23 protein-coding genes are annotated in these 24,232 nt (G+C 65.1%); 10 read left to right on the top strand and 13 right to left on the bottom strand.

The annotated features are described in order from the left end of the window. Positions 1-4 precede the first annotated feature (4 nt). Positions 5-1,258 (bottom strand): aromatic ring-hydroxylating dioxygenase subunit alpha, encoded by a 1,254-nt coding sequence (locus tag A3A5_RS0113220; RefSeq protein ID WP_018311046.1) that lies wholly within the window; start codon positions 1,256-1,258, stop codon positions 5-7. Between the two features lie 114 nt (positions 1,259-1,372). Here A3A5_RS0113220 and A3A5_RS0113215 point away from each other — a divergent pair, with 114 nt between their 5' ends. Next, complete coding sequence (locus tag A3A5_RS0113215; protein WP_018311045.1) at positions 1,373-2,275, top strand: LysR family transcriptional regulator; 903 nt, start codon at positions 1,373-1,375, stop codon at positions 2,273-2,275. 58 nt (positions 2,276-2,333) lie between these two features. Here the strand turns inward: A3A5_RS0113215 and A3A5_RS0113210 are convergent, their stop codons facing one another. From A3A5_RS0113210 to A3A5_RS0113195, 4 genes are all read right to left on the bottom strand, one after another. After that, positions 2,334-3,659, bottom strand: coding sequence for a type II toxin-antitoxin system HipA family toxin (locus A3A5_RS0113210; RefSeq protein ID WP_026200741.1), 1,326 nt, complete (start codon positions 3,657-3,659; stop codon positions 2,334-2,336). 3 nt (positions 3,660-3,662) lie between these two features. Next, positions 3,663-3,971: a helix-turn-helix transcriptional regulator gene (locus tag A3A5_RS0113205; protein WP_026200740.1), complete on the bottom strand. Its 309-nt coding sequence runs from the start codon at positions 3,969-3,971 to the stop codon at positions 3,663-3,665. Positions 3,972-4,314: 343 nt separating this feature from the next. Further along, positions 4,315-4,881, bottom strand: a complete 567-nt coding sequence (locus tag A3A5_RS0113200) for a YbhB/YbcL family Raf kinase inhibitor-like protein (protein ID WP_026200739.1) — start codon at positions 4,879-4,881, stop codon at positions 4,315-4,317. Between the two features lie 49 nt (positions 4,882-4,930). Continuing rightward, entirely contained in the window at positions 4,931-6,136 is a 1,206-nt protein-coding gene (locus A3A5_RS0113195; protein ID WP_018311041.1) for an MFS transporter, read from the bottom strand. Positions 6,137-6,496: 360 nt separating this feature from the next. Here A3A5_RS0113195 and A3A5_RS0113190 point away from each other — a divergent pair, with 360 nt between their 5' ends. Further along, the gene (locus A3A5_RS0113190; RefSeq protein ID WP_018311040.1) at positions 6,497-6,877 is read left to right on the top strand and encodes a hypothetical protein; all 381 of its coding nucleotides are present in this window, start codon (positions 6,497-6,499) and stop codon (positions 6,875-6,877) included. Between the two features lie 52 nt (positions 6,878-6,929). Here the strand turns inward: A3A5_RS0113190 and A3A5_RS0113185 are convergent, their stop codons facing one another. From A3A5_RS0113185 to cyoA, 7 genes are read right to left on the bottom strand one after another with little or no spacing between them, the layout of a single operon-like run. Continuing rightward, a complete protein-coding gene (locus tag A3A5_RS0113185) occupies positions 6,930-7,235 on the bottom strand; it encodes a hypothetical protein (RefSeq protein ID WP_018311039.1) in 306 nt (101 codons plus the stop codon). Next, positions 7,216-7,755: a DUF934 domain-containing protein gene (locus A3A5_RS0113180; RefSeq protein WP_018311038.1), complete on the bottom strand. Its 540-nt coding sequence runs from the start codon at positions 7,753-7,755 to the stop codon at positions 7,216-7,218. The genes A3A5_RS0113185 and A3A5_RS0113180 overlap by 20 nt, the downstream gene beginning before the upstream one ends. Beyond that, a complete protein-coding gene (locus A3A5_RS0113175) occupies positions 7,748-9,487 on the bottom strand; it encodes a nitrite/sulfite reductase (RefSeq protein WP_018311037.1) in 1,740 nt (579 codons plus the stop codon). The genes A3A5_RS0113180 and A3A5_RS0113175 overlap by 8 nt, the downstream gene beginning before the upstream one ends. A 27-nt stretch (positions 9,488-9,514) precedes the next feature. Next, a complete protein-coding gene (cyoD, locus tag A3A5_RS0113170; RefSeq protein ID WP_026200738.1) occupies positions 9,515-9,892 on the bottom strand; it encodes a cytochrome o ubiquinol oxidase subunit IV in 378 nt (125 codons plus the stop codon). Then, positions 9,889-10,521 carry a cytochrome o ubiquinol oxidase subunit III gene (cyoC, locus tag A3A5_RS0113165; RefSeq protein WP_026200737.1) on the bottom strand — a complete coding sequence of 211 codons (633 nt, stop codon included), beginning with the start codon at positions 10,519-10,521 and terminating at the stop codon, positions 9,889-9,891. Before cyoC ends, cyoD begins: the two co-directional genes overlap by 4 nt. Positions 10,522-10,523: 2 nt before the next feature. Beyond that, positions 10,524-12,500 carry a cytochrome o ubiquinol oxidase subunit I gene (gene cyoB / locus A3A5_RS0113160; RefSeq protein WP_018311034.1) on the bottom strand — a complete coding sequence of 659 codons (1,977 nt, stop codon included), beginning with the start codon at positions 12,498-12,500 and terminating at the stop codon, positions 10,524-10,526. A 2-nt stretch (positions 12,501-12,502) separates the two neighbouring features. Then, positions 12,503-13,495: a ubiquinol oxidase subunit II gene (gene cyoA, locus A3A5_RS0113155; protein WP_026200736.1), complete on the bottom strand. Its 993-nt coding sequence runs from the start codon at positions 13,493-13,495 to the stop codon at positions 12,503-12,505. Between the two features lie 167 nt (positions 13,496-13,662). Between cyoA and A3A5_RS0113150 the strand changes: the two genes are divergently transcribed. Beyond that, complete coding sequence (locus tag A3A5_RS0113150; RefSeq protein ID WP_369797776.1) at positions 13,663-15,057, top strand: PLP-dependent aminotransferase family protein; 1,395 nt, start codon at positions 13,663-13,665, stop codon at positions 15,055-15,057. Positions 15,058-15,124: 67 nt separating this feature from the next. On the opposite strand, the gene A3A5_RS0113145 is transcribed toward A3A5_RS0113150, so the two are convergent. Then, complete coding sequence (locus A3A5_RS0113145) at positions 15,125-16,078, bottom strand: LysR substrate-binding domain-containing protein (protein ID WP_018311031.1); 954 nt, start codon at positions 16,076-16,078, stop codon at positions 15,125-15,127. Positions 16,079-16,245: 167 nt separating this feature from the next. Here A3A5_RS0113145 and A3A5_RS0113140 point away from each other — a divergent pair, with 167 nt between their 5' ends. From A3A5_RS0113140 to A3A5_RS0113110, 7 genes are all read left to right on the top strand, one after another. Beyond that, entirely contained in the window at positions 16,246-17,238 is a 993-nt protein-coding gene (locus A3A5_RS0113140) for a tripartite tricarboxylate transporter substrate binding protein (RefSeq protein ID WP_018311030.1), read from the top strand. Positions 17,239-17,283: 45 nt separating this feature from the next. Next, positions 17,284-18,495 (top strand): PLP-dependent aminotransferase family protein, encoded by a 1,212-nt coding sequence (locus A3A5_RS0113135; protein WP_018311029.1) that lies wholly within the window; start codon positions 17,284-17,286, stop codon positions 18,493-18,495. A gap of 91 nt (positions 18,496-18,586) precedes the next feature. Further along, the gene (locus A3A5_RS0113130; RefSeq protein ID WP_018311028.1) at positions 18,587-19,192 is read left to right on the top strand and encodes a glutathione S-transferase family protein; all 606 of its coding nucleotides are present in this window, start codon (positions 18,587-18,589) and stop codon (positions 19,190-19,192) included. 290 nt (positions 19,193-19,482) lie between these two features. Next, the gene (locus A3A5_RS0113125; protein ID WP_018311027.1) at positions 19,483-19,974 is read left to right on the top strand and encodes a VOC family protein; all 492 of its coding nucleotides are present in this window, start codon (positions 19,483-19,485) and stop codon (positions 19,972-19,974) included. An 80-nt stretch (positions 19,975-20,054) separates the two neighbouring features. Further along, positions 20,055-20,309: a hypothetical protein gene (locus A3A5_RS0113120; RefSeq protein WP_026200734.1), complete on the top strand. Its 255-nt coding sequence runs from the start codon at positions 20,055-20,057 to the stop codon at positions 20,307-20,309. A 95-nt stretch (positions 20,310-20,404) separates the two neighbouring features. Then, entirely contained in the window at positions 20,405-22,771 is a 2,367-nt protein-coding gene (locus A3A5_RS0113115; protein WP_018311025.1) for a DNA polymerase II, read from the top strand. A gap of 288 nt (positions 22,772-23,059) precedes the next feature. Next, the gene (locus A3A5_RS0113110) at positions 23,060-24,220 is read left to right on the top strand and encodes an efflux RND transporter periplasmic adaptor subunit (protein ID WP_018311024.1); all 1,161 of its coding nucleotides are present in this window, start codon (positions 23,060-23,062) and stop codon (positions 24,218-24,220) included. Positions 24,221-24,232: the final 12 nt, after the last annotated feature.

Genomic DNA, 24,232 nt, shown 5'->3' with positions numbered 1-24,232 from the left:
GACGTCAGACCTCCATCACCTTGCGCCAATAGGCGTACATGCCGCGGATCAGGGTCTCGGTCACCATGTGGTCCGTGTTCTCCGCGGTCTTGCCGCCCAGTTCGGCGATCACGCGATGCCACGGCTTCTGGGAGAAGCCTTCCTGCGAGCATTCGATGGCTTCGCCGTCGTCGGCCGACACAAAGCCGGCGGGGCCGAAAAGATTGGCCTGGCGCAGGCGGCGCCGCGTCATGTCCCCGGTGTCGTCCTCGAAGCCGAAGTGGGTCCAGACGAAATCGAAGGAATCCGGGCCATGGGGCTGGATATGGCGCGTGGACACCGAGTTGACCTGCTGCTGGAAGATCACGCTCGGGAACACCGTCATCATCACGGCGGTAGGCTCTCCCCACCACGGTTCGTGGACGATGTCGAGGATGCGGTCGTCGTGCAGCGCCATCTGGTCCTTGAAGCTGGACACACCGGAGGTCACGTCGCTCTTGCCGCCCTGGCCGCGGGTCGACACCATCGCGGCATGCCGGAATTGGGGGTCCATCACCAGGCGTGCCTTGTTGTCGGCGCGCCAGAGGCCGAACGTGACAAACCAGGTATGCAGCAGGCCGGGGTGGTAGGGGTCCTTGATGTTCTCCTGCATGAGCTTCCAGTTGCCCGGAATGCGCTGCTTGTTGTAGCCGAGGAGCTTCAGCTTGCGGCCATTGAACAGCCGGTCGAAGTAGCCGAGGATGTCCGGCCCGAGGTATTCCTCGAGTGAGGGCACCTCATGGTCGAACGAGGCAAACACGACACCGCCACGCGCCGCGACCTTCAGCTGCGTGAGCCCGTGCTCCTGCGGCCTGAAGTCGGCCGGCATGCCGCCGTTGACCTTGCCGTCCTGCTTGACCCCGCGACGCAGGGGCACGCCTTGCAGGTTGCCCTTCAGGTCATAGTTCCACTGGTGGTAGGGGCAATGGAAATCCTTGCGGTTGCCGCTGCGCTCCCGGCAGAACTTCATGCCGCGATGGGCGCACACGTTTTCCACGACGTTGATCTCGCCGTCCTGGTCGCGCACCAGGATCACGGAACGCTCGCCAAGCGTGGTGCGCTTGAAGTCGCCGGGATTCGGGATCTCCGCCTCGAGTCCGACGTAGTTCCAATGACCGCGGTAGAAGCAGCGTTCGAGTTCACGCTGGTATAGCTGCGCATCCGTGTACACGCGGAACGGGATGCGGCTGATGCTGTCGTCGGCCCAGACCGGGCCGGCTTGCGGGGAGGCGATTGCCATGCTTGTCTCCAGCGATGTCCCTTCGTATGGGAAGGATCATGGTGCACCGAGCAAAATTAACCAATAGAATCCTGGCTATAGTTAATATTCACCAAATCAATAAGAGGCGGCACCATGGAGCTCAAGGACGTCGATCTGAACCTGCTGGTCGTGTTCGATAACCTGCTGCGGCAGGGCACCGTTTCCGGCGCTGCGAAGACCCTGAATCTCAGCCAGCCCGCGGTCAGCAATGCGCTGGCCCGCCTGCGCACCTTGTTCGGTGACCCGCTGTTTGTGCGAAGCAGCAAGGGCATGCTGCCGACACCCCTTGCAGAGGAACTGGCGGAACCGGTTGCCTATGCGCTGGAGTCGCTGCAGGCGGCGCTCAGCCACAAGGTGTCGTTCGATCCGCTGCGCAGCGTGCGCGCATTCCGGATCGCCATGACGGATATCGGCGAGGTGCACTTCATCCCGCCATTAATGGGCGCGCTTGGCGATCGCGCCCCGGGCGTCACGGTAGCGACCGTGCGCAATACGGCGGTGGACCTGGCGGCGGAGATGAGCCAGGGAAAGATCGACCTCGCGGTGGGCCATCTTCCTGAGCTCGGTACCACGTTCTTTCAGCGGCGGCTGTTTCGCCAGCGATACGTCTGCCTGTTCCGGCCCGGTCATGCCATGGACAAGAAGACAGTCAGCATGAGGGACTTCGAAGCGGCGGAGCACATCGTGGTCACGGCGGCGGGGACCGGGCATGCCCGGGTCGACGAGATCCTTGCCCAGGCTGGCGTGCAGCGGAAGATTCGACTGCGTGTGCCCCATTTCGTTGCGCTGGCCGACATCATTGCCACCACCGATCTGGTTGCCACGGTGACCCGGACGTTTGCCGAGCGATGCGTCAAGTACTTCGGGCTCAGGTACGTCAAGCATCCGTTCGCGTTGCCGGAAATCCAGATCAACCAGTTCTGGCATGCCCGGTATCATCGCGATCCGGCGAATCAGTGGCTGCGCGACCAGTTCATCGGGTTGTTTTCGGACTAGGCACTGGCAGGCGCGCGCCCACGGACAATCGCGCTCCAGTTGTTGTTCAGGTATTTGATCAGAGGTAGAGGCGAAGTCGCGCCGCGCGCGCGTCGACCTCGTTGTCCGGCACGCGCCACGCACGAGCCAGGTCCGCCCATCCGCTGGCCACCTCGACGGTGCGCTCGATCACCTGCTTGGGATGGGCGATGTCGAACTTCTTGCCGAAGCTCACCAGGTCGTCGGTCGTGAAGTCGTCGGCCTTGCCGCCAACCGTCATCTGATGACGCGCCGTGTAGCCATTGCCAGCGGAGAATGTCATGTCGTACGCTGGCGAAAGACTCCAGGTTCCTGACTTGTCCATCATGAACGCCCAGTTCTTCACGTGATCGTCCTGATCGCGCAGGACAATGCGGAAGATCATGCGGCGATAGGCTTCCTCCAGGGCGGTGTGCGGCATTTCGAGCCGGCGAATCCAGCGGAAGTACTGCTCATACGAATAGGCGCCAGGGATGTTGTAGTCGACATGCGCGATGCCGGCCAGGCTATGCATGTGCACGCGGCCACCGCTGTCCGGGCGATCGAACCGCTTGGTGAGGAAGTGGAACCGTCCGTTTGGCTCCTCAATGAAATCCACCGGCGCCATCTCGATGCCAAGCTTCTGCGTGAGCAACGCGTAGGTGTACTCGATTCGGTTGAAAGGCTGTGCGTGGTGGTCCTTCGGGTTGGCCGACTCGACGCCGCCAAACTTGATGAGCCAGTGTTCCTCGCCAGCTGCCGGTTTGACGAAGGCCGACCGTATCTGCTTTTGAGCGCGATTCCACAGGATCAGCGCCTTCGCCCGGGCGCCGCCGGCGCTCGCGCCGATGCGCATCAGTTCCTGGATCGCGCCATCCTGCTCGCCGGCAATCAGCTTGCGGGCGGACTCGACCAGCGCGCTCACCTCAAGGGCTTCGGCCTCGCCGGCGGTCGCGGCCCGGTCAATGCGAGGCAGGAATTGCAGCGCGCCCATCGCTCGATCGCCGATGTATAGCAGACGCTGGATCGGGCTCATGGCCTTCGCCGGCTCACCGCGGTCCTCGAAGTACTTTCGGATGATCAGGTTGCCAAAGGTGTCGGGCAGGGCATCGGAAAGGGCGCCTGGCAAGCCAAGGAAGGCGTCGACCCGGAGCAGTTCCGGAAACTCGAACGTCCCGCTCTCGGTCGGGAGGAATTCGGGGGAGATGCTGGGGCCGCCGCGCGCCAGGTACTCCGGCGCGTACTGGAAGCCGATCCGCCCGTTGTCGAACTCGGACACTTCGCCAATCCTCTCGCCATGCATCATGACCTTCGCCGTTGCCAGGGCGCTGGGGCCTGAGCGGGCGGCCGTGCGACGGGTGCGGTTCTTGTTCGTGCTGGTGGCCAAGCGTTACCCCTTCTTTGCGTAGGCGCGCTGGCGCACCTCGCCGCGCACGTTCAGCGCTTCGCCGCCGGGAAGCGTATCGGGGAAAGCGGCTTCAAGGTTGCTGAGCACGCCCAGGGCGCGCATCACCTTGATCAGGGTGGACATCCGGATGTCGCGGCCGGCTTCCAGGTCGCCGACGGCAGAGCGCCCGACGCCCGCGCGTTTAGCGAGTGCGTCAATCGTTATGTTGCGTTCCATGCGCTTTGTACGCAGACGGACACCGATTTCCGCTGCGATCTCATCACCTGTCGATGTGCTTCGAATGGCAGGCATAATGTCATAATATTGATTGTAGTGCCTGATATGGCAGGCATAAAAGAATGATGTGTCAGCAAGACTGCGACGTCAAGAGGCAGTTATGTAATGCCTTCGATAGGAGTCGTTATGTGGAAAAAAATAGACATAACGCCTGCCTTGGCAGCTCCAATGATTAGGATTCGGAGTGCTTAAGGGTTCACGCCGGAACCCGATGTCATCGCGATCCGGCGAATCAGTGGCTGCGCGACCAGTTCATCGGGTTGTTTTCGGACTAGGCACTGGCAGGCGCGCGCCCACGGACAATCGCGCTCCAGTTGTTGTGATCAGAGGTAGAGGCCGGCCGGGCATCAACGGGCCTTCAACGTCCAAACCGTCCGACCAGGCTCTGTGCCTCCAGGGCATGCCCCTTGAGCGCTGCCATCAGTTCGTCGCGCGTCATGCCCGCAGGCAGGTTCGGCGCCAGATCCGTCGCGATGACCGTGATGACGTAATGGTGGGGCGTCTCGCCGGTTGGCGCGCAGGGACCGCGGTACGCCGCCTCGCCGCGCACGTTCTTGCCGACCGTGATGCCAGGCCCGTCCGCCTTGCCTTCGCCTTCCTTCAGCTGGCCGCGATGCGCGGCAATGTTGTAGGCGACCCAATGCGAGACCCCGAGACCGGCGACGCCGTCCATGTCATACATCAGGATGGCGACGGACTTCGCGCCCGCGGGAAGCTTCGACCACGAGACCTGCGGCGACACGCCCTTGCCGCCGCAGGGCTTCTGGTCGCCGCCAATACCATCATGCGCATACTGCGAAGCGATCGTGGCTCCCTCGGCGTACGAAGTGGACGACACCTGCATGCCCACGGCGTGTGCATTGCCAATGCACAGACATATCAAGGCCCCGGCCACCGGAGCGGAAATTGCGTTAGCGGTCTTCATTCAAATTCTCCAGGTATGCAGTCAGCGGACCAGGAAAGGGAACGCCCCTCTAACTGGAATCGACCTGCTGGCGCAGCACCTGTCTGCGCGCCATCAGGTAGGTCAGGTTGGCTGACAGGAAAGCCGCCAGCAGCAAGGCACCGGCACTCCAGGCGACGGCAGGGAGCCATGGCAGCAGGCTTGCCAGCACGGCGGTCTTGCCGGCGCCCGATGACACCAGGGCAATGCGCATGAACGCGGCAACAGCCAAAGCGGCAAATACGAGCCCGGTGTACATCCCTTCGCGGCCGACATGACCGGCGTCGAGCGCGGCATTGGCCGTCGTGGCGAACATGATTCCCCACAGGCCGCCGGCAAGACATTGCACGGCGAGGATGGCCTGGAGCGAGCCCGCAACGGTGAAGCCGAACAACGACAGCGCGCCAAGGGCCGCAGCGGTCAACAGCAGCGTATAGGGCGGATAGCGCCGCAGCAACGGCGTCGCGGGCAGCAGCGCGCCCACCGCGAAGCCGATCCAGAACACCGGCGTCACGCGCTCCAGCTCGACAGCCGTGACGAAGCGCAGGTAGGCCGGCGCGGAGTTGACCGTGGTGTGGATCTGGAAGCCGAGCGCAAGCACCCAGACCGCGGCAAAGAGCAGCCAGACGCGCTTGAGCGCAACGCCGGCTGCCGGCGCGGGCACGGCTTGGGCATCGTGGCGCGCCGCCGGGCCGGATTCCATCCATCGCAGCGCGGCCACGGCGACCACCAGCCCCGCGCTGGCGGCCAGGAACGGCAGCATGGGCGAGGCATCGCGCAGCCGGGCGGTCAGCAGCGGCGCCACGGCCCCGGCAAGGCCGATGCCGAGCAGCGAGCATCCCACCAGGAACGACGACGCGGTCGCAGGCAGTCGCCGGGCAATGATCACCATGGGCGGCGCGCGCAACGCCGAAGAGGTGGCCGCCCAGAGCGCGGTCAGGCCCAGCAGCAGCGCCGGTGACGTTACCCGGGGCAACAACAGGAACGCCAGTGCGGAGATGGCCGACAGCCCCAGCATCCAGCCCCCCAGCCTGCGCATCGCATTGGCGACACGGTCGGCCGCGACGCCCACCGTGAAGTCCATGACGACAAAGATCACCTGGTCCATCAGCAGGATCAAGGCGACGTGCGCGCGCGCGATGCCGGCCTGCGCGGCCAGCTGCGGCAGGAAGGCCACATAGAGGGTCCACGTCACCGCCAACAGCAACTGCACAGAGCAGAAGACCAACGCGCGCATGCCACCCACCCGCCTGGACTGACTAACAGCCTATGCCCATGCCCGACGGCAGGATTGCCGCGCTGAGCGTCCCAATAGCAAGGATAGGGCAGCGCCTTGCCCTGGGAGTGGCGGGTTGTGCATGCGATTGGGGCTCGCGAGTCGCCTGCGGTCCAACCGTCCGCGGGAAGTGCCGGGCCGGTACCAACACCGGAGCATTGGCGCCACAGCGGCGCCCGCGCTCAACTGCCGCTCCCGCAGCCAATGCCGGGCGAAATGTCATAAGCGGGCTGTACGCTGCACTTCCGGCATGGCCTGGCCAGGAACTTGCTTGGTCAATGCGTAAGGTCGCAAGGCGACATCCATCAGTCGGGAGGATCTATGCAGCATGCACGCATCACCGCGCACAGGGGGATTCTGGTCGTCGAGTTGTTACCTGACCAGGCGAACGGCGAGGCCACCTCGACCAACAAGCTCCGCAATCTGGCCACGGTCATTCATGACACAGGGCGGCACCTGGGGGTTTCCGAGGAAGCGCTGGCGCTGCTGAAGATGGTGAAGCGCGGCCTTGACGCCATCGGCGACTTTGCCTGGTTCCGTAGCGACGACGGGAGAGATCATTTTGCCTGGCTGGGCGGCCCGAAGCGGCTGGTGAATCCCACGGCGGTAGCGGCTGCCCGGAGCTACGCGATTCTTGCGCACCGGGTCATTCCGAACGAGGTGCCGGAGGGCGCCAGGATGGCCATTGAAGCCAACTTTTGAGCACGCGGTGTCGCTCCAGGCCGGTTCGGCTGTATCCAGATACTTCGAATGATCAGCGGTGCTGGAACGAGGAGAGGGTGGAGCGATACCGTTCCCAGAGCTCTTGCAGAATGGATTCTGAAGGCGGGGTGATTTCAAAACCGGCGACGTCTGCGAAGACACCGAGAATGCGAGCCCTGAACGAAGCCATATCTGTCGTCGCCTTCGGTGAGCTGTGCGCGATATCGATAATCGTATGCAGCTGCCCGCCCGAGAGTTCGGCGATAGCGGACCACAAGCTATCAGGCTTTGCGCAGGGCTGGACGGGCATCTTTCGCATCGGCGCCAGGCAGCTCTTGCTATCGGCTTGCGGGGCCATAGCTGCGCTGGTACGACGATGAGAACGTGGACAGGGCGCGCAATGCCGCTGCCGGGTCGTGCCCGGGCTTGAGCGCAAAGCTGTTGAAACCGCAACGCGCCAGGTAGTGCACGGTGTCGATCATCACGTCACCCACGGCGCGCAGCTCTCCGGTCCAGCCTAGCTGGTGCCGGAGCAGCTGTGCGATCGAATAGCCACGGCCATCCGTGTAGACCGGGAAATCGATGGCAATCATCGCGATGCCGGTCGGATCCATGACCGTGGCCCCAGGTTCGAGCAGGGTCTGAGGCTCCGCATCCGGCGACAGGTAGACCGCGAGCGGATACCGGCGCAGCCGATACCGCGTGCGGTGGGCGGTCCAGTTCTCCAGGGTTACCAGGTAGCCGGGCTCGTCAGGCGGGCAGGCCTTGCCGGCGTCTTGCGCATCGCCGGTGTGAGTGAGCCAGTTGTCCGCGATCAGTTGTCCGTCGCGGATGACGTTGCGCCGGTCAGGTCCGGCGGAATGGTCTTGGTCAGGCATGCGCCGTCTCCTGGCGAGCTCGCCGCGCACCGGTGACAGGATCCGGGTACACAGCGCGCTGGAATGGTTCGATGCCGATTCGGCCGACCACGTCGACAAAGCGTTCGGCGTCGCTGTCCCGATGCAGCAAGTAGGTCTCGATCAGTCGTTCGACCACATCCGGAACCTGCTCCTGGGCAAATGACGGCCCGATGATGCGGCCGATGGCAGCGCCCCCGGCCGCCACGCCATCCAGGCGGCCCGGGCTGTCGCCGCCGTTCTGCCGGCCACCGATGGTGATCTGGTACCAGGCTTCGCCGGCCTTGTCGACGCCGAGGATGCCGATGTGGCCGACATGGTGGTGGCCGCAGGAGTTGATGCAGCCGGAGATGTTCAGGTCCAGTTCGCCGATGTCGTGCGCGTGGTCGAGGTCGTCGAAGCGCTCCTGGATGGCCTGCGCCAGAGGGATCGAGACGGCATTGGCCAGCGAGCAGAAGTCGCCCCCGGGGCAGGCGATGATGTTGGTGATCAGGCCCACGTTCGGCGTGGCCAGCCCGGCGGCGTCCAGCTCCTGCCACAAGGCGTGCAGGCCGCTGCGGCGGACGTCGGCAAGGATCAGGTTCTGCTCATGCGACACGCGCAGCTCGCCGAAGCCGTGGCGCTCGGCCAGGTCGGCCATGATTTCCATCTGGTCGGCAGTGATGTCGCCGGGCGCCGGTCCCGTGGCTTTCAGCGATGCCGTGACGGCAGCGTAGCCAGGCACCCGGTGCCGATGCACATTGCTCTTCAGCCACAGGCGGAAGGCGCGGTCGGTCTTCGCCAGTTCGGCTGACACCTCCGGCTCGTCCGCGGCAGCGGGGTCATACGGCGGGATCGTGAAGCGCCCGGCGATGGACGCGACAAAGTCCTCGGATACGGTGTCCGGGCCGCCTCGGATGCGTTGCCATTGCTCTGCCACCTGCTCACGGAACACTTCCGGGGTCAGGTCTTTCACCAGGATCTTGATGCGCGCCTTGTACTTGTTGTCGCGGCGGCCGTGCAGGTTGTAGACGCGCAGCGTGGCCTGCAGGTAGGTCAGCAGGTCCTGCCAGGGGACGAAGGGGTTGATCAGCTTGCCCACCATCGGCGTGCGGCCCATGCCGCCACCGACCCAGACCTTGAAGCCGGCCTGGCCGTCCTGTGCAACGGCCTGCAGCCCGATGTCATGGACCCCGACCGCGGCCCGGTCCGTCTGCGCGCCACTGATGGCAATCTTGAACTTGCGCGGCAGGAAGGCGAACTCGGGATGCAGCATCGACCATTGCCGGACGATCTCGCACCACACCAGCGGGTTCACCAGTTCGTCGGGCGCGATGCCGGCAAAGTGGTCGGTGGTGGTATTGCGGATGCAGTTGCCGCTGGTCTGGATCGCGTGCATCTGCACCGTGGCCAGTTCGGCGAGAATGGCGGGAGCATCCTCGAGCCGCGGCCAGTTGAACTGCAGGTTCTGGCGCGTGCTGAAGTGCCCGTAGCCGCGATCCCAGCGGCGCGCGATTCCCGCGAGCTTGCGCAACTGCCGCGACGCCAGCATGCCGTAGGGAATCGCCACGCGCAGCATGGGCGCATGGCGCTGGATATAGAGGCCGTTCTGCAGCCGCAGCACGCGGAACTCATCCTCGCTGAGCTGGCCGTTCAGGAAGCGGCGGGTCTGGTCGGCGAACTGCACGACGCGTTCGTCGACGAGCTTCTGGTCAATGGCGTCATAGACATACATGGTGGAAAGTCTCCTTGCGCGCGAGCGCTAGTCTTTTGCCCGTGCCCGTTCGACGGACATGTCGGTCGGCATCATGTTGATGTCGGCGTTGTGCATCACCCACAACGAGCCGGCCACGACGATGGCGATCAGGAAGCCGGTACAGGCAAAGATGGCGGTGTTGCCGCGCTGGCCGGGACCGGTGCCCAGGTGCAGGAAGTACACCAGCTGCACCAGCAGTTGCGCGACGCAAAGGCCGACCACCAGCGCAATCGCGGCCTGCGTTGGCAGGGATCCGGGCATCACTGCCGCAAACGACGCCATCGTCAGCGCGACCGACAGCAGCAGTCCGATGGTGTAGCCGCGCACGCTGCCGTGCGCGGCGGTCTGGTCCGCATGCACCGAATGAAGATGGGACGATTTCATGCGAACTCCCGCAGGTAGACGAAGGTAAAGACGCAGATCCAGACCAGGTCCAGGAAGTGCCAGAACAGGCTCAGGCAGGCCAGCCGGCGGCGCACGATATCGTCCAGCCCGAAATGCCTGATCTGGTGGATCATCACCGCAAGCCACAGCAGGCCTGACGTGACATGCAGCCCGTGTGTGCCGACCAGCGTGAAGAAGGCCGACAGGTAGGCGCTGACACCGGGACCCGCGCCCTGGTGCAGCAGGTGCGCGAACTCGTAGACCTCCATGGCGATGAACAGGGCGCCGAGCGCGAAGGTTAGCGCCAGCCAGCGGATCATCCGCGGCGCGTCGTCGGCGCCCTGCCTGAGCATGGCCAGGCCGAAGGTATAGCTGCTCAGCAGCAGCACCATGGTTTCGGCGAACACGAACGGCAGCTCGAACAGTTGCCGCCCGCCGGGGCCGCCGGCTGTGTTTCCGGACAGCACGCCGAAGGTGGCGAACAACACCGCGAAGATCAGGCAGTCGCTCATCAGGTAAAGCCAGAACCCCAGCGGGGTGTGCGCGCCGGCTTCGTGATGGTGGTGCGCGGCGTCATGGGCCGCCTCGTGCCCGGGATGGTGCAGGGTAGGGGAGAGAGTCGGAGTCATGGTCAGGCAGCTTCCTGCAGTTGTGCAAAGCGCGCGCGTTCGATCCGCTCGACTTCGGCGGCCGGCACGTAATAGTCGACATCGCGGTCATAGCTGCGCACGACGAAGGTCGCGATGGCGCCGACCAGGCCGGCGACGGCAACCAGCCACATGTGCCAGACCAGTGCGAAGCAGCACAGCAGCCCGAACGCCGACACGATGAAGCCAGCCGAGGTGTTGCGGGGCATGTGGATGTCTTCGTAGCGGGCGGGCTGGCGCCATGCGCGCCCGGCTTCCTTGTCGTCCCAGTGCTGCTCCAGCGAGGTGATATGGGGCACGTGGGCGAAGTTGTAGAACGGCGCCGGCGAGGCCGTCGACCACTCCAGGCTGCGGCCATCCCACGGGTCGCCGGTCAGGTCCTGGTTCTGCTTGCGGTCGCGGATACTGACCGCGAACTGCACCATCATCGCCAGGATGCCGGCGCCGATGACGAAGGCACCCACCAGCGCCACCACCAGGTAGGGATGCCAGTCGACATTGGCATAGTGGTTCATCCGGCGGGTCATGCCCTTGAAGCCCAGCACGTAGAGCGGCATGAAGGCCAGGAAGAAGCCGGTCAGCCAGCACCAGAACGAGACCTTGCCCCAGAACTCGTTCAGGCTGAAGCCGAACACCTTCGGGAACCAGAAGCTGATCGCGGCCAGGCAGCCGAAGAGCACGCCGCCGATGATCACGTTGTGGAAGTGCGCGACCAGGAACAGGCTGTTGTGCAGCACGAAGTCGGCCCCGGGAATGGCGAGCAGCACGCCGGTCATGCCGCCGACCGCGAACGTCACCATAAAGCCGATAGTCCACATGGTCGCGGTATGGAAGCGGATCCGGCCCCGATACATGGTGAACAGCCAGTTGAACAGCTTCACGCCGGTGGGGATCGAGATGATCGAGGTCATGATGCCGAAAAAGGCATTGACGTTCGCCCCAGAGCCCATGGTGAAGAAGTGGTGCAGCCAGACGAAGAACGACAGCACGCCGATCGACGAGGTGGCGTACACCATCGACTTGTAGCCGAACAGCGGCTTGCGCGAGAACGTGGCGATGATCTCGGAGAAGGCGCCGAACGCCGGCAGGATCAGCACGTAGACCTCCGGGTGGCCCCAGATCCAGATCAGGTTCACGTACATCATGGCGTTGCCGCCGAGTTCATTGGTGAAGAAATGCATGCCGAGGTAGCGGTCGGCGGTGAGCAGGGCGAGCGTGGCGGTCAGTACCGGGAAGATCGCCACGATCAGGATGTTGGTGATCAGGGCGGTCCAGGTGAAGACCGGCATCTTCATCAGGTTCAGGCCCGGCGCGCGCATGCGCAGGATGGTGACGATGAAGTTGATGCCCGTCAGCGTGGTGCCAAGCCCGGATATCTGCAGCGACCAGATGTAGTAGTCAACGCCGGGCGTGGGGCTGTAGCCGAGCTCGGACAACGGCGGGTAGGCGACCCAGCCGGTGGCCGCGAAGTCGCCGACGAACATCGACATCATCACCAGCACCGCGCCCATTGCCGACATCCAGAAGCTCAGCGAATTGACGAACGGAAAGGCGACGTCGCGCGCGCCGATCTGCAGCGGCACGATCACGTTCATCAGGCCGAGCACCAGCGGCGTCGCGACAAAGAAGATCATGATCACGCCGTGCGCCGTGAAGATCTGGTCGTAGTGGTGCGGCGGCAGGTAGCCCGCGGCATCGCCATAGGCGATCGCCTGCTGGGCGCGCATCATGATGGCGTCGGCAAAGCCGCGCAGCAGCATCACCAGCGCCAGGATGATGTACATCACGCCGACCTTCTTGTGGTCGACCGAGCAGATCCATTCGCTCCACAGGGTCTTCCACTTGCCGTAGTACGTGATGGCGCCCATCAGTGCCATGCCCAGCACGATCACGGCGGCCAGCGTCCCCATGATGATCGGCTCATGGAGGGGGATGGCGTCCAGGTTGAGTTTTCCAAGCATTCTTATTGCTCCATGCGGCCAGCGGGCGCCGACGGGACGCGCTGGAAGGCCTGCAGAGATTCGGGGGTGTCCGCGCGGCAGATCTGGCCGTTTGCCAGCATGTATTTGTCGACGACCTGGTCGAACAGCTTCGGCGCGACGGTGGCATACAGCGTCACGGGGTCCTTGCTGCTGGGCAGTTCAAGCGTGCGGTAGGTGTTCAGGTCGAGCGCCTGGGACGAAGCGCGGGCAACCTGGATCCAGGCATCGAACTCCTCGCGCGAGGTGGCCAGGGTCTTGAAATGCATGTCCGAGAAGCCCGGGCCGCTGTAGGCGGCGGACTGGCCGAGATAGATGCCGGGGGTGTCGGCGATCAGGTGCAGGCGCGTCTGCATCCCCGCCATGGCGTAGACCATGCTGCCGAGCTGCGGGATGAAGAACGAGTTCATCATCGATTCCGCGGTCAGCCGGAAATTGACCGGCGTGCCGACCGGGATCGCAAGCTGGTTCAGCGACGCGACGCCGTAGTCCGGATAAATGAACAGCCATTTCCAGTTCAGGGCGATCACATCGACCTGGATCGGCTTGACCTGCGATTCCAGGGGCCGATAGGGATCGAGTTTGTGCGTCGAGTCCCAGATCAGCACCGCCAGGCAGGCCACGATCACGCAGGGTATGCCCCAGACCACGACCTCGATCTTGGTGGAGTGCGCCCATTTGGGGGCATAGGTGGCGCTCGTATTGGTTTCACGGTAGCGCCACGCGAACCACAGCGTCAGGACGATCACGGGGATGACGACCATCAGCATGACGAACAGGGAAATCAGGATCAGTGACTTTTCCTGTTCCCCGATGCTGCCCTTGGGGTTGAGCAGTTCCAGGTTGCAGCCACTCAGCAGGGCGGTCAGGCAGGCGCACAGCAACAGTGTGGGAAGGCGGCGCTTCGGGCCGGGGGATGGGCGGGGGAGCGGGCCTTGTTGATTCTTGTCTGCCGGCCCGGCAATAGGTTTGAGCATTTCGGACACCTTGGTTACGGATCACCGAAGGTTTCCGGCCACGCGCTCCGATTCAAGTGCTGGCTCAGCTCCGCGCGGGAGTGGTTTGTATGGATTCCCTCGGTGATGTCTGGCATGCTAATGCAAGACAAAACCCATACATCGAAGAAATCTACCCGATGAAATCCATGCAAGGAATCGATGTCGGCGCCGAAGAAAGTGCTAAATGGGATCTGGAGATCACAACAGGTAGCGGTGCGCGCTACTTGCAGATCGTGGACTTTATCGAGCGCGCGATCGGCGAAGGCCGGCTGGTAGCGGGCGACCGCGTGCCGCCGCAGCGCAGTCTGGCCAAAACCCTCCGCGTGGACCTGACCACGGTCACGCGTGCCTACAACGAGGCCAAGCGGCGGCACCTGATCGATGCCCGCGGGGCGCTCGGCACCTTCATTGCCGCGCCGCGGGCGGAGTTGGCGCGGGTGATCGACATGAGCATGAACGTGCCGCCGCCACCGGCGCGGCTGGATTTCCAGGACCTGTTGCGGCGCGGCCTGTCGCAGGTGTTGCTGCATAGCGACCCGCACCTGCTGATGACCTACCAGCTCGGCGGCGGCAGTGCTGCCGACCGATCGGCCGGAACACTCTGGCTCGCGCAGATATTCGGGCCCATCGCCACTGGGCGGCTGGTGGTGTGCCCGGGCGCCCAGGCTGCGCTGGCCGCCGTGATCCTGGCCAGGACCCGGCCGGGCGATGCGATCGTGAGCGAGCCGCTGGCCTACCCCGGTATTCGCGCGGCCGCGGCACAACTCGGACGGCGTGTGATCATCGCGCAGGTCGATGCCGACGGGATGCTCCCCGACGCCCTCGAAGCGGCCCGCTCCGACGGTGCAACGCTGGCCTACCTCAATCCGACCGCCCAGAATCCCACTACGCACACCATGCCGGCCTCACGCAGGGAGGCCATTGCCAAGGCCGCGGCGCACTGTGATGTCACCTTGCTGGAGGATGATCCCTACTGGCTGCTGACGCCGTCAGCGCCGCCGCCGCTGTCCAGCTTCGCTCCCGAGCGCACGTACTATGTCTCGACCCTGTCCAAGACGCTCAGTCCGGGGCTGCGTACCGCGTATGTCATGCTGCCCGAGGGCAGGCGCGGCGACGATCTGCTGGCATCGCTGCGGGCCTTCGCCCTGATGGCGGCACCGATGACCGCCGCCCTGGCGACCCAATGGATCCACGATGGCTCGGCCATGCAGTTGCTCGACGGCATCAGGACCGAAGCGTTGGCGAGATGCGCGCTGGCAAGCCGATGGCTGAGCGGGATCGGCCAGCTCCCACCCAGCGCCATCCACGCATGGCATCGCTTGCCGGAGCACTGGTCGGCGCAGCAGCTCACCAGGGCCGCGCTGGCGGAGGACCTGCGCGTGACGCCATCTGACGCCTTCTGGGAGGGGCCCAACGCGCCGAATGCCATCCGCATCTCGCTCGGTGGCGTGGAGGACCGCGCGCAGTTATCGGCTGCGCTGCGCAGGCTGGCGGCATTGCTGGAACGCCGGCCCACGCCGGATCTGGAAATGGTGGTGTGAGTTCGGTTAGCCCGGATCCATGATCGCGGTCGACGTGGCCCGCCGTGCTGGCCGGCCGAGTCGGACGTCATCCGCGGCGTGCGCCGGCTTGCTGCTTGGCGGCATCGTCCGCAGGCGCAGCCTGCCTTGTCGCAAACTCGCCCGCGGCTTCCAGTAGCCACTCGCGTAGCCGCTGCATCGCCTCACTCATCGGCCGTGTATCCGGCGAGACCAGGTGATATGCGCTCGTGGAGCGCTGCGAATGGGCGAGGGGCATTACCAGTTGGCGGTTTGCCAGGTATTCCCCCACGAGGAAGCGCGGCACGAGACCAACGCCCAGCCCGGTGCGTGCGGCGGCGATGACCATGGAATGGTGGTCGAAGCGTGCACCGCGCATGGCGTTGACGTCGTCGATGCCGGCCGCTTCCATCCATTGCTTCCAGCCGAGAATGCGCGTGGCGAGGTGCAGCAGCGGGGACAGGGCGATGTCATGCGGGGTGATCCGTTTTCTGCCGCCGAAATAGTCCGGATGGCAGACCGCCACTGATTCTTCGTCAAACATCCGGTCGGCACGCGCGCCGGGATAGACGGCCTCGCCAAAGTGAATCGCCGCGTCGTAGGGCGTGCCATCGAACAGGAAGATGTCTGACTGCGCGCTGATATTGACGACGATCCCCGGATGGCGTGCATAGAAGGCCGGCAGCCGCGGTATCAGCCACTCGACCGCCAGCGTGGGCACGCAGGCCAGCTCGACGGTGCCGCCCGCGCCCTCGTGCGCCATCAGGTCGAGCGTGTCGCGCTGCAGCTTGCGCAGCAACTCCCGCACCTGTCCGCTGTAGAGCGAGCCGGCCGCCGTCAGCGTGATGCGCTGGTTGGCGCGGTGGAACAGCTGCACGCCCAGCAGCCCTTCCAGCGACGCAATCTGGCGCGACACCGCGCTCTCAGTGATAAACAGGTCCGCCGCCGCACGGCGCAGGTTCAGGTGCAGCGCGGCCGCCTCGAAGGCGCGCAGGCTGGACAGGCTGGGGAGTCGTTGCCGCATTGGGGGGAGGGCTGAGTTGATGATTTTAGGTCATCATCCTATACGGAAATCTCGCTTGAAAGCTTGGAGTTGATGAGAAATGATTCGATCCTTGCGTTGCCGCCCCTTCCCGGCATCGTCATAACGACAACCTCATAACGACAACCATCAGGTAGACAGGAGACTGCATGAAACGCTTGTTCAGCGCGCTCGCCGCCGGCACCCTTGCATTCGGCGCGACCATGCCCGGCATCGCCGGTGCACTCGAGTTCCCGGCCAAGCCGGTGCGCATCATCGTGCCATACCCGCCGGGCGGCACCACTGACATGGTGGCCCGGCTGATCGGTGAGCAACTTGCCACGCAATGGAAGCAATCGGTGGTGGTCGACAACCGCCCCGGCGCGGGCGGCATCGTCGGCACCGGCACGGCCGCCAAGTCCACGGCGGACGGCTACACCTTGCTGATGGGCTCGGTGGGCGAGTTCGGCATCAACCCGGCCTTGTACAAGAAGCTGCCCTATGATGCCGACGCCGACTTCGCGCCGGTCGCGATGGTGGCGCGCGTACCCAACGTGGTGGTGCTCTCGCCGGCGTTTGCGGAACGCGCCCGCGTGCAGACGCTGCCCGAGTTCATCGCCTACCTGAAAGCCAATCCGAAGCGCGTCAACATGGCGTCGGCCGGAAACGGCACGTCCACGCACCTCGCGGGCGAGCTGTTCCAGCGCATGACCGGCACGGAGATGAGCCACGTCGCCTACAAGGGCAGCAGCCCGGCCATCTCCGACCTGATGGGCGGCAGCGTTGACGTGATGTTCGACAACCTGCCGGCGTCGCTGCCGTTTATCCGCTCGGGCAAGCTCAAGCCGCTGGCCGTGACCACGCCGGCGCGCTCGTCGGCGCTGCCGAATGTGCCGACGGTCGCCGCCGCGGGCCCCGTCCCCGGCTTTGATGCAAGCCCATGGTTCGGCCTGCTGGCGCCGCGCGGGGTGCCCGCCGCAGTGGCGCAGAAAATCAGCCAGGACCTGACGCGCGTGCTCAGCGAGCCAGGCGTGCAGGCAAAAATGCGCGAACTGGGCGCGGAGCCCGCGCCCAGTTCACCGGAGGCGTTTGCCGACGTGTTGAAGAAGGATCGCCAGAAGTGGGGCGAGATCGTTCGCCTGTCCGGTGCTTCGGTGGACTGAAGCACGCCAGCCCTTTCCCATGTCCAGCACGCGCTGCATCCGCTCATGATTTCCGACGCCGCCTATCCTTTCGTTCCCGCGCTGCGCGACCCGGCGGGCTCTCCGATCCGGGAACTGTTCAAGTACCTGTCCGATCCCGCGATGATCTCGTTCGCCGGCGGCTATCCGTGCCCCACGCTGTTCGATGTCGACGGCATTGGCGCAGCGTCGGCAAGCGTGCTGCGCGAGCGGCCTGCCGAATGCCTGCAGTACGGCGCTACCGAAGGCGCGCCGGCGCTGCGCCATGCCCTGGCGTCGTTGATGGCCGGGCGCGGCGCGCCGGTGACCCAGGACGAGCTGCTCGTGACCAGCGGCTCGCAGCAGGGCTTCGATTTTCTCGTGCGTGCGCTGGTCGAACCCGGCAGCGTGGTATTGGTCGAGGAGCCGACCTATTCCGCGACGCTGCAGGCCTTGCGGCTGGCCGGCGCCGACATACGCGGCGTGCCGTCTGATCACGACGGCATGGACGTGGCAGCACTCGAAGCCATGCTGGCCGAGCCATCGTTGCGCCCCCGGCTGATCTATACGGTGCCAACCTTCGCCAATCCCACTGGTGCAACGCTGTCGCCCGCACGCCGGCTGCAGCTGCTGAGGCTGGCAGCGCGGCACCGCGTGGTGCTGGTCGAGGACGATCCCTACGGGGCGCTGAGCTTCGATGGCGCAGCGCCGCCTTCGCTGCTGGCGCTTTGCGCGTCGGTACCCGAGGCGCGGCCGTGGCTCGTTCACCTGGCCAGCCTGTCGAAGACGCTGGCCCCCGGCCTGAGGATCGGCTGGATGGTCGCCGCGCCCGAGATCGTGCGCCGCGCCGTGATTGCCAAGCAGGTATCCGACCTCTGCACGCCGCCGTGGATCCAGCTGGCCGCGGCGCAGTACCTGGAAGCGGGCCGGCTGCCGGCACAGGTCGCGCGGGAAGTCGCGGCCTATCGTGACAAGCGCGACCTGCTGGCGGCGGCGCTGCGCCAGGCCTTTGGTGAGCGCATCCGCTTCGCATCGCCGGCGGGAGGGATGTTCCTTTGGGCCGCGCTGGATGGCATCGACGATGCCGCCGCACTACTGCCGCACGCGATCGCGGAAAAGGTGCTGTTCGTCCCGGGTGCCGGATTCTATGTGGAGCGGCGCCAGCGCGCCGCACTCCGGCTGTCGTTCGCGAGCGCGAACCTGACGCAGATCGGCGAGGGCGTCGCACGGCTCGCGCGGGCGGTTGCGCGGGCCGGGTGAGGGTTCCCACAACGGAAGCGGTTTGTGGCAGCCGGCGGATGCTATCCTGCTGCGGTCGAAACCACACGGCCGAACGCGGCAGGAGGACAGTATGACCATGACGCTCTACTACAACCCCCAAAGCCGCGCCTCGGTGGCGCGCTGGATGCTGGAGGAGGTCGGGGCTGACTACAAGTTGCAGCACATCGATTTCACCAAGGGAGAGAGCCGCTCGCCGGAGTTCCTGGCGATCAATCCGATGGGGAAGATTCCAACGCTGGTCTTGCAGGACGGCACGGTCCTGACCGAGAACGGCGCGATTATCGCCTGGCTGGCGGATGCCTTTCCGCAGGCCGGGCTGATGCCGCCTGCAGGCTCGTCCGCGCGCGCCACGGTGCTGCGGTGGCTGTTCTTCTGCGGCGGTTGCTTCGAACCCGCGCTGACCGACCGGATGATGCGCAAAGAGGCGCCGCTGCCGAAGCAGGCGGTCGGCTGGGGCGACTATGACGATGTGATCGAGGCCATCGAGCAAGCCCTGACTCCCGGCCCCTTCGTGCTCGGCGCGACCTTCAGCGCGGCGGATGTCTATCTTGGTGCCTCGCTGGCATGGGCGGGGCGATTCGGCGCGCCCCGCATCAGCGAGAGCCCGCGCATCCAGGACTACATCAAGCGGATTACTGCGCGCGACGCGTTCGTGCGTGCGGCGCAGGCCCAGTGAGACGCTCGCGACAGTCCTGCCTCGGCCACAAGCCCGTCGGCCAGGTCCGTCGCCACGGAAAAGTCGAGGCTGACGCGCTGCAGCATGTCCGGTTCGAGTCCATGTGACAGCGGCCGCAGGCGGCTTCAGTTCACCCTTTGCGCAGCCTGCGCCCGCCACCGGAATGTGAGACATTGGAGTCCGACGACGGCATCCGGTGCATCCGACAGACCAAGGTCAGGCGATGTGGACGATTGGCGTTGTCTTGATGGTGATGGAATCCCGGTGCTCGACTTTCCAGGAGACACATTATGCATAGCAAGAACACGATCTGCTTGTGGTACGACCACGACGCCCTTGATGCCGCAAACTTCTATGCCGAAACATTTCCCGACAGCGCTGTCAGTGCCGTCCACCGTGCGCCGGGCGATTATCCCGACGGCAAGCAGGGCGATGTCCTGACGGTCGAGTTCACCGTCGCCGGCATTCCCTGCCTCGGGCTGAACGGCGGCCCGCATTTCAAGCACAACGAAGCTTTCTCTTTCCAGATTGCGACGGACGACCAGGCCGAAACCGACCGCTTGTGGAATGCGATCGTCGGCAATGGCGGCCAGGAAAGCGAATGCGGTTGGTGCAAGGACCGGTGGGGACTGTCATGGCAGATTACCCCGCGCGCGCTCAGCGCGGCGATAACCGATCCCGACCGCGCGGCGGCCAAGCGCGCATTCGACGCCATGATGACGATGAAAAAGATTGATATCGCCGCGATAGAGGCGGCACGGCAGGGCAGCAGCCCATCCTAGAATTGATGTAACGTGTCTCAGTGCCAACCTCAATGGGGGCTGGGGCAGGGCCACTTCTCCATCGACTGGGAGAGACAATCATGAGTCGTTTGCTGCTCGGCAACATCGAACCTGGCACCTCGGACGAGGAAATCGCGGCCTTCCTGGAAAAGTACGGCTTCCCCCCGTTCGACAGCCTCGAACACGAGGAAGGCGATGGCTCGCAGCCTGCCGTGCTGCTGACCTATGGCAACCTCGACGTCATGGTGCTGGGCAAATTGCAGGAGCGCATCCACCATATGTATTGGAAGAAGCGCGAATTGACCGCCTCCATCCTGCACGACCGCTTTGTGTGAACCGGAGATGCCTCGGGGTGGCTTACGCGGCTCACGCACCCGGCCCATGTCTGCGCTAGAATCCCGGCCGGTAGCCGTTTCCCAATGTTCTTAACGTGGCACTTCAGCAGGGTTTCATCCTGACCCGACATTGGCGCGATACGCCGGCCGGCACCGAAGTCGAATTCTGGCTGGCGACCGATAATGGTCCGCGCCACCTGCACCTGTCCTGTCAGCCGTCAGTCGCGTTTATCCCCGAGTCCCAGCGTGAGCGTGCCGAGGCGCTGCTGTGCCGCGAGCGCAATGTCGAGCTGCGCCCGCTCAAGCTCCGGGATTTCCAGCGCCGGCCCGTACTCGGCCTGTACTGCCGCCAGCATCGGCAGCTGATCCAGCTCAGCCGCTCATTGCGCGACGCCGGCGTGGATGTCTACGAAGCCGATATCCGCCCGCCCGAACGCTACCTGATGGAGCGTTTCATCACCGCCCCGGTCTGGTTCGAAGGTGGGCCGGGCCCCGGCGATGTGCTGCGCAATGCCCAGATGAAGCCGTCGGTGGACTACCGGCCCACGCTGCGCCTGGCCTCGCTCGATATCGAAACCAACGCGTTCGGCGAACTCTATTCGATTGCGCTGGAAGGCTGCGGTCAGCGCCAGGTCTACATGCTGGGCGCGGCGCCGCAAATGCCCGCCGACGTCGATTTCTCGCTCGAATACTGCGCCACGCGGCCCGAGTTGCTGGAGCAGTTGAACCGGTGGCTGGCCGATCATGATCCCGACGCGATCCTCGGCTGGAATCTGGTTCAGTTCGACCTGCGCGTGCTGCACGAGCATGCGCGCAAGTTCCAGATTCCGCTGCGTCTCGGCCGCGGCGGAGCCGAGATGGAATGGCGCGAGCACAACGCCCAGCAGCACTATTTCGCCAGCGCACCAGGCCGGTTGATCATCGACGGCATCGAGGCGCTGCGTTCCGCCACGTGGAGCTTCCCCTCGTTCAGCCTGGAATCGGTGGCGCAGACCCTGCTCGGCGAGGGCAAGGCGGTCGACAACCCGTACGACCGCATGGACGCCATCGATCGCATGTTCGAGCAGGACAAGCCGGCGCTGGCCCGCTATAACCTGCGCGATTGCGAACTGGTGACGCGGATCTTCGAAAAGACGGAGCTGTTGCCGTTCCTGCTGGAGCGCGCCACGGTCACGGGCCTGCCGGCCGACCGCAGCGGCGGCTCGGTCGCCGCCTTCACGCATCTCTACATGCCGCTGATGCACCGCCAGGGGTATGTCGCGCCCAACCTCGGCGAGAAGGCGCCCGAGGCCAGCCCTGGCGGCTTCGTCATGGACTCGCGGCCGGGGCTCTACGAATCGGTGCTCGTGCTGGACTACAAGAGCCTCTACCCGTCGATCATCCGGACCTTCCTGATCGACCCGATCGGCCTGGTCGAGGGCCTTGCGCAGCCGGACGATGCCGATTCGGTGCCCGGCTTCCGCGGTGCGCGGTTTTCCCGGACCAAGCACTGCCTGCCGGCGATCGTCGCCAGGGTCTGGCAAGGCCGCGAGGCCGCCAAGCGTGACCGGAACCAGCCGCTCTCCCAGGCGCTCAAGATCATCATGAACGCGTTCTACGGCGTGCTCGGGTCCAGCGGTTGCCGGTTCTTCGATGCGCGGCTGGCGTCGTCGATCACCATGCGCGGGCACGAAATCATGCGACAGACCCGCGCGCTGATCGAGGCCCGCGGCTATGAGGTGATCTATGGCGACACGGATTCCACCTTCGTCTGGCTGCGCCGCGCGCGAACGCAAGCCGATGCCAGCCAGATCGGCCGCAGCCTCGTCGCCTGCGTCAACGACTGGTGGCGCGACCACCTCTGGCAGACCTATGGACTGGAAAGCGCGCTGGAACTCCAGTTCGAAACGCACTTCCGGCGCTTCTTGATGCCGACCATCCGCGGCACGGACCTTGGCAGCAAGAAGCGCTATGCCGGCCAGGTCGAACGGCCTGGCGGGACGGTCGAGATGGTGTTCAAGGGGCTTGAGACGGTGCGTACGGACTGGTCACCGCTCGCCCAGTGTTTCCAGCAGACCCTTTACGAAAAGATCTTCAACCGCGAACCGTACGCGGATTATGTGCGGGACATCGTGCGCCGCACCCTGGCCGGCGAGCTCGACGAGCAACTGGTCTATCGCAAGCGGCTGCGCCGCAAGCTCGATGATTATCAGCGCAACGTGCCGCCGCACGTCCGCGCCGCCCGTATCGCCGATGCCTACAACGAGCGCCAGGGGCGTCCGCGCCAGTATCAGCACGGCGGCTGGATCAGCTATGTGATGACCGTTTCAGGGCCGGAGCCGCTTGAGACCCGGTCGGCCCCGATCGACTATGACCACTACGTCAACAAGCAGTTGCAGCCGATCGCCGATGCGATCCTGCCGTTCCTGGACGATGATTTCGAGACGCTGCTGGCTGGGCAGACGTCGCTGTTCCCGCAATAGCCGGGCGCTGGGTGTGCCGTGATCGCGGAGCGCCTCGTGCCTGCGCTTTCCCGGGTTGCGCGGCTCACGTCGGATCGCGATGTAAGTTCTTGAAATATGGGTAGCCGATAATCGGCCGAACCATTTCTTCGAGTCGGGATAGACTTCCTCGGCTACGTCTTCCGCAACTGGCGCTAGCGCGACGGCGGGCATGGCCCTTGCTTCATCCTGCTGCTCCGCGCTGGCACAGGTCAACCGGCTTGCCGGTGACATTTTGACTCGGCCTTGATTCTTACGCAGGAAATCGCAATGCAACGATCACGCGGCTGCAGCGCCTGGGTTCCGGTCACGCTGGCCATCGCCATGTCAATGCTTGCCGCATGCGGTCACAAGAAAGAGGCCGCAGCGCCGCCGCCACCGCAAGTGAGCGTGGTCACGCTCAAGACCGAGCAACTGACGCTGGATACCGAACTGCCCGGGCGCACCACGGCGTTCCGCATTGCCGAAGTCAGGCCGCAGGTGGACGGCATCATCCTGCGCCGCCTGTTCAAGGAGGGCAGCGACGTCACGCAGGGCCAGCAGCTCTACCAGATCGACCCATCCACCTACGAGACCACCTACAAGAGCGCCAGGGCGACGCTGGAATCCACCCGCCTGCTGGCAGAGCGGTACGGGCGCCTGGTCGGTGACGAGGCGGTCAGCAAGCAGCAGTATGACGAGGCCAGGGCCGCCTGGCTGCAGGCGCAGGCGGCGGTGGACCGCGCCCAGATCAACCTGCGCTATACCAGGGTGCTGTCGCCGATTTCCGGGCGCATCGGGCGCTCGAATGTGACGGAAGGTGCGCTGGTCACCAATGGCCAGGCTACCGCGCTGTCGGTGGTGCAGCAGCTTGACCCGATCTACGTCGACGTGACCCAGCCCTCGTCGTCCCTGCTGCGGCTGCGGCGCGAACTGGCCAATGGTGCACTGCAAAGTGCCGGCGTCAACGCGGCCCAGGTCAGCCTGGTGTTGGAAGACGGTACCCGCTATCCCGAAACCGGCCGGCTTGAGTTCTCCGAAGTGGCCGTGGACCAGGGCACCGGCTCGGTGACGCTGCGCGCGGTGTTTCCCAACCCGCGCCATGACCTATTGCCGGGCATGTTCGTCCATGCCCGCCTGCGTGAAGGCGTGAAGACCGATGCCCTGCTCGTGCCCCAGCAGGGTGTGACGCGCGACCTCAAGGGCCAGGCCACGGCGCTGGTGGTCAATGCCAGGGACGAGGTGGAACTGCGGCAGATCCGCACCGACCGCGCCGTTGGCGACAAGTGGCTGGTTTCCGAGGGGCTCGGGGCCGGCGACCGCGTCATCGTGGAGGGCCTGCAGTTCGTGCGGCCCGGGGCGAAAGTGCGCGTAGCCCAGGCCGGGACCGGCGCCGGCGCGCCGGCGGCCGCCGCGTCCGCCCCGTCCGCCACGACCGCGGCCAAGCCCTGAGCACACCGCCAG

Origin of the sequence: Cupriavidus sp. UYPR2.512 (assembly GCF_000379565.1) — a bacterium.
Taxonomy (GTDB): Bacteria; Pseudomonadota; Gammaproteobacteria; order Burkholderiales; family Burkholderiaceae; genus Cupriavidus.
The sequence above is the reverse complement of the archived record's forward strand: the minus strand, read 5'-3'. Positions and strand labels throughout refer to the sequence as shown.

What these genes read in the sequence shown, in the direction of transcription:
- cyoC (WP_026200737.1), bottom strand. Translation starts at nt 10,521, where the DNA reads ATGACTCCGACTCTCTCCCCTACCCTGCACCATCCCGGGCACGAGGCG.
- A3A5_RS0113150 (WP_369797776.1), top strand. Translation starts at nt 13,663, where the DNA reads ATGCAAGGAATCGATGTCGGCGCCGAAGAAAGTGCTAAATGGGATCTG.
- A3A5_RS0113205 (WP_026200740.1), bottom strand. Translation starts at nt 3,971, where the DNA reads ATGCCTGCCATTCGAAGCACATCGACAGGTGATGAGATCGCAGCGGAA.
- A3A5_RS0113185 (WP_018311039.1), bottom strand. Translation starts at nt 7,235, where the DNA reads ATGGCCCCGCAAGCCGATAGCAAGAGCTGCCTGGCGCCGATGCGAAAG.
- cyoD (WP_026200738.1), bottom strand. Translation starts at nt 9,892, where the DNA reads ATGAAATCGTCCCATCTTCATTCGGTGCATGCGGACCAGACCGCCGCG.
- cyoA (WP_026200736.1), bottom strand. Translation starts at nt 13,495, where the DNA reads ATGCTCAAACCTATTGCCGGGCCGGCAGACAAGAATCAACAAGGCCCG.
- A3A5_RS0113180 (WP_018311038.1), bottom strand. Translation starts at nt 7,755, where the DNA reads ATGCCTGACCAAGACCATTCCGCCGGACCTGACCGGCGCAACGTCATC.
- A3A5_RS0113190 (WP_018311040.1), top strand. Translation starts at nt 6,497, where the DNA reads ATGCAGCATGCACGCATCACCGCGCACAGGGGGATTCTGGTCGTCGAG.
- A3A5_RS0113140 (WP_018311030.1), top strand. Translation starts at nt 16,246, where the DNA reads ATGAAACGCTTGTTCAGCGCGCTCGCCGCCGGCACCCTTGCATTCGGC.
- cyoB (WP_018311034.1), bottom strand. Translation starts at nt 12,500, where the DNA reads ATGCTTGGAAAACTCAACCTGGACGCCATCCCCCTCCATGAGCCGATC.
- A3A5_RS0113130 (WP_018311028.1), top strand. Translation starts at nt 18,587, where the DNA reads ATGACCATGACGCTCTACTACAACCCCCAAAGCCGCGCCTCGGTGGCG.
- A3A5_RS0113215 (WP_018311045.1), top strand. Translation starts at nt 1,373, where the DNA reads ATGGAGCTCAAGGACGTCGATCTGAACCTGCTGGTCGTGTTCGATAAC.
- A3A5_RS0113110 (WP_018311024.1), top strand. Translation starts at nt 23,060, where the DNA reads ATGCAACGATCACGCGGCTGCAGCGCCTGGGTTCCGGTCACGCTGGCC.
- A3A5_RS0113175 (WP_018311037.1), bottom strand. Translation starts at nt 9,487, where the DNA reads ATGTATGTCTATGACGCCATTGACCAGAAGCTCGTCGACGAACGCGTC.
- A3A5_RS0113195 (WP_018311041.1), bottom strand. Translation starts at nt 6,136, where the DNA reads ATGCGCGCGTTGGTCTTCTGCTCTGTGCAGTTGCTGTTGGCGGTGACG.
- A3A5_RS0113120 (WP_026200734.1), top strand. Translation starts at nt 20,055, where the DNA reads ATGAGTCGTTTGCTGCTCGGCAACATCGAACCTGGCACCTCGGACGAG.
- A3A5_RS0113135 (WP_018311029.1), top strand. Translation starts at nt 17,284, where the DNA reads ATGATTTCCGACGCCGCCTATCCTTTCGTTCCCGCGCTGCGCGACCCG.
- A3A5_RS0113125 (WP_018311027.1), top strand. Translation starts at nt 19,483, where the DNA reads ATGCATAGCAAGAACACGATCTGCTTGTGGTACGACCACGACGCCCTT.
- A3A5_RS0113200 (WP_026200739.1), bottom strand. Translation starts at nt 4,881, where the DNA reads ATGAAGACCGCTAACGCAATTTCCGCTCCGGTGGCCGGGGCCTTGATA.
- A3A5_RS0113220 (WP_018311046.1), bottom strand. Translation starts at nt 1,258, where the DNA reads ATGGCAATCGCCTCCCCGCAAGCCGGCCCGGTCTGGGCCGACGACAGC.
- A3A5_RS0113145 (WP_018311031.1), bottom strand. Translation starts at nt 16,078, where the DNA reads ATGCGGCAACGACTCCCCAGCCTGTCCAGCCTGCGCGCCTTCGAGGCG.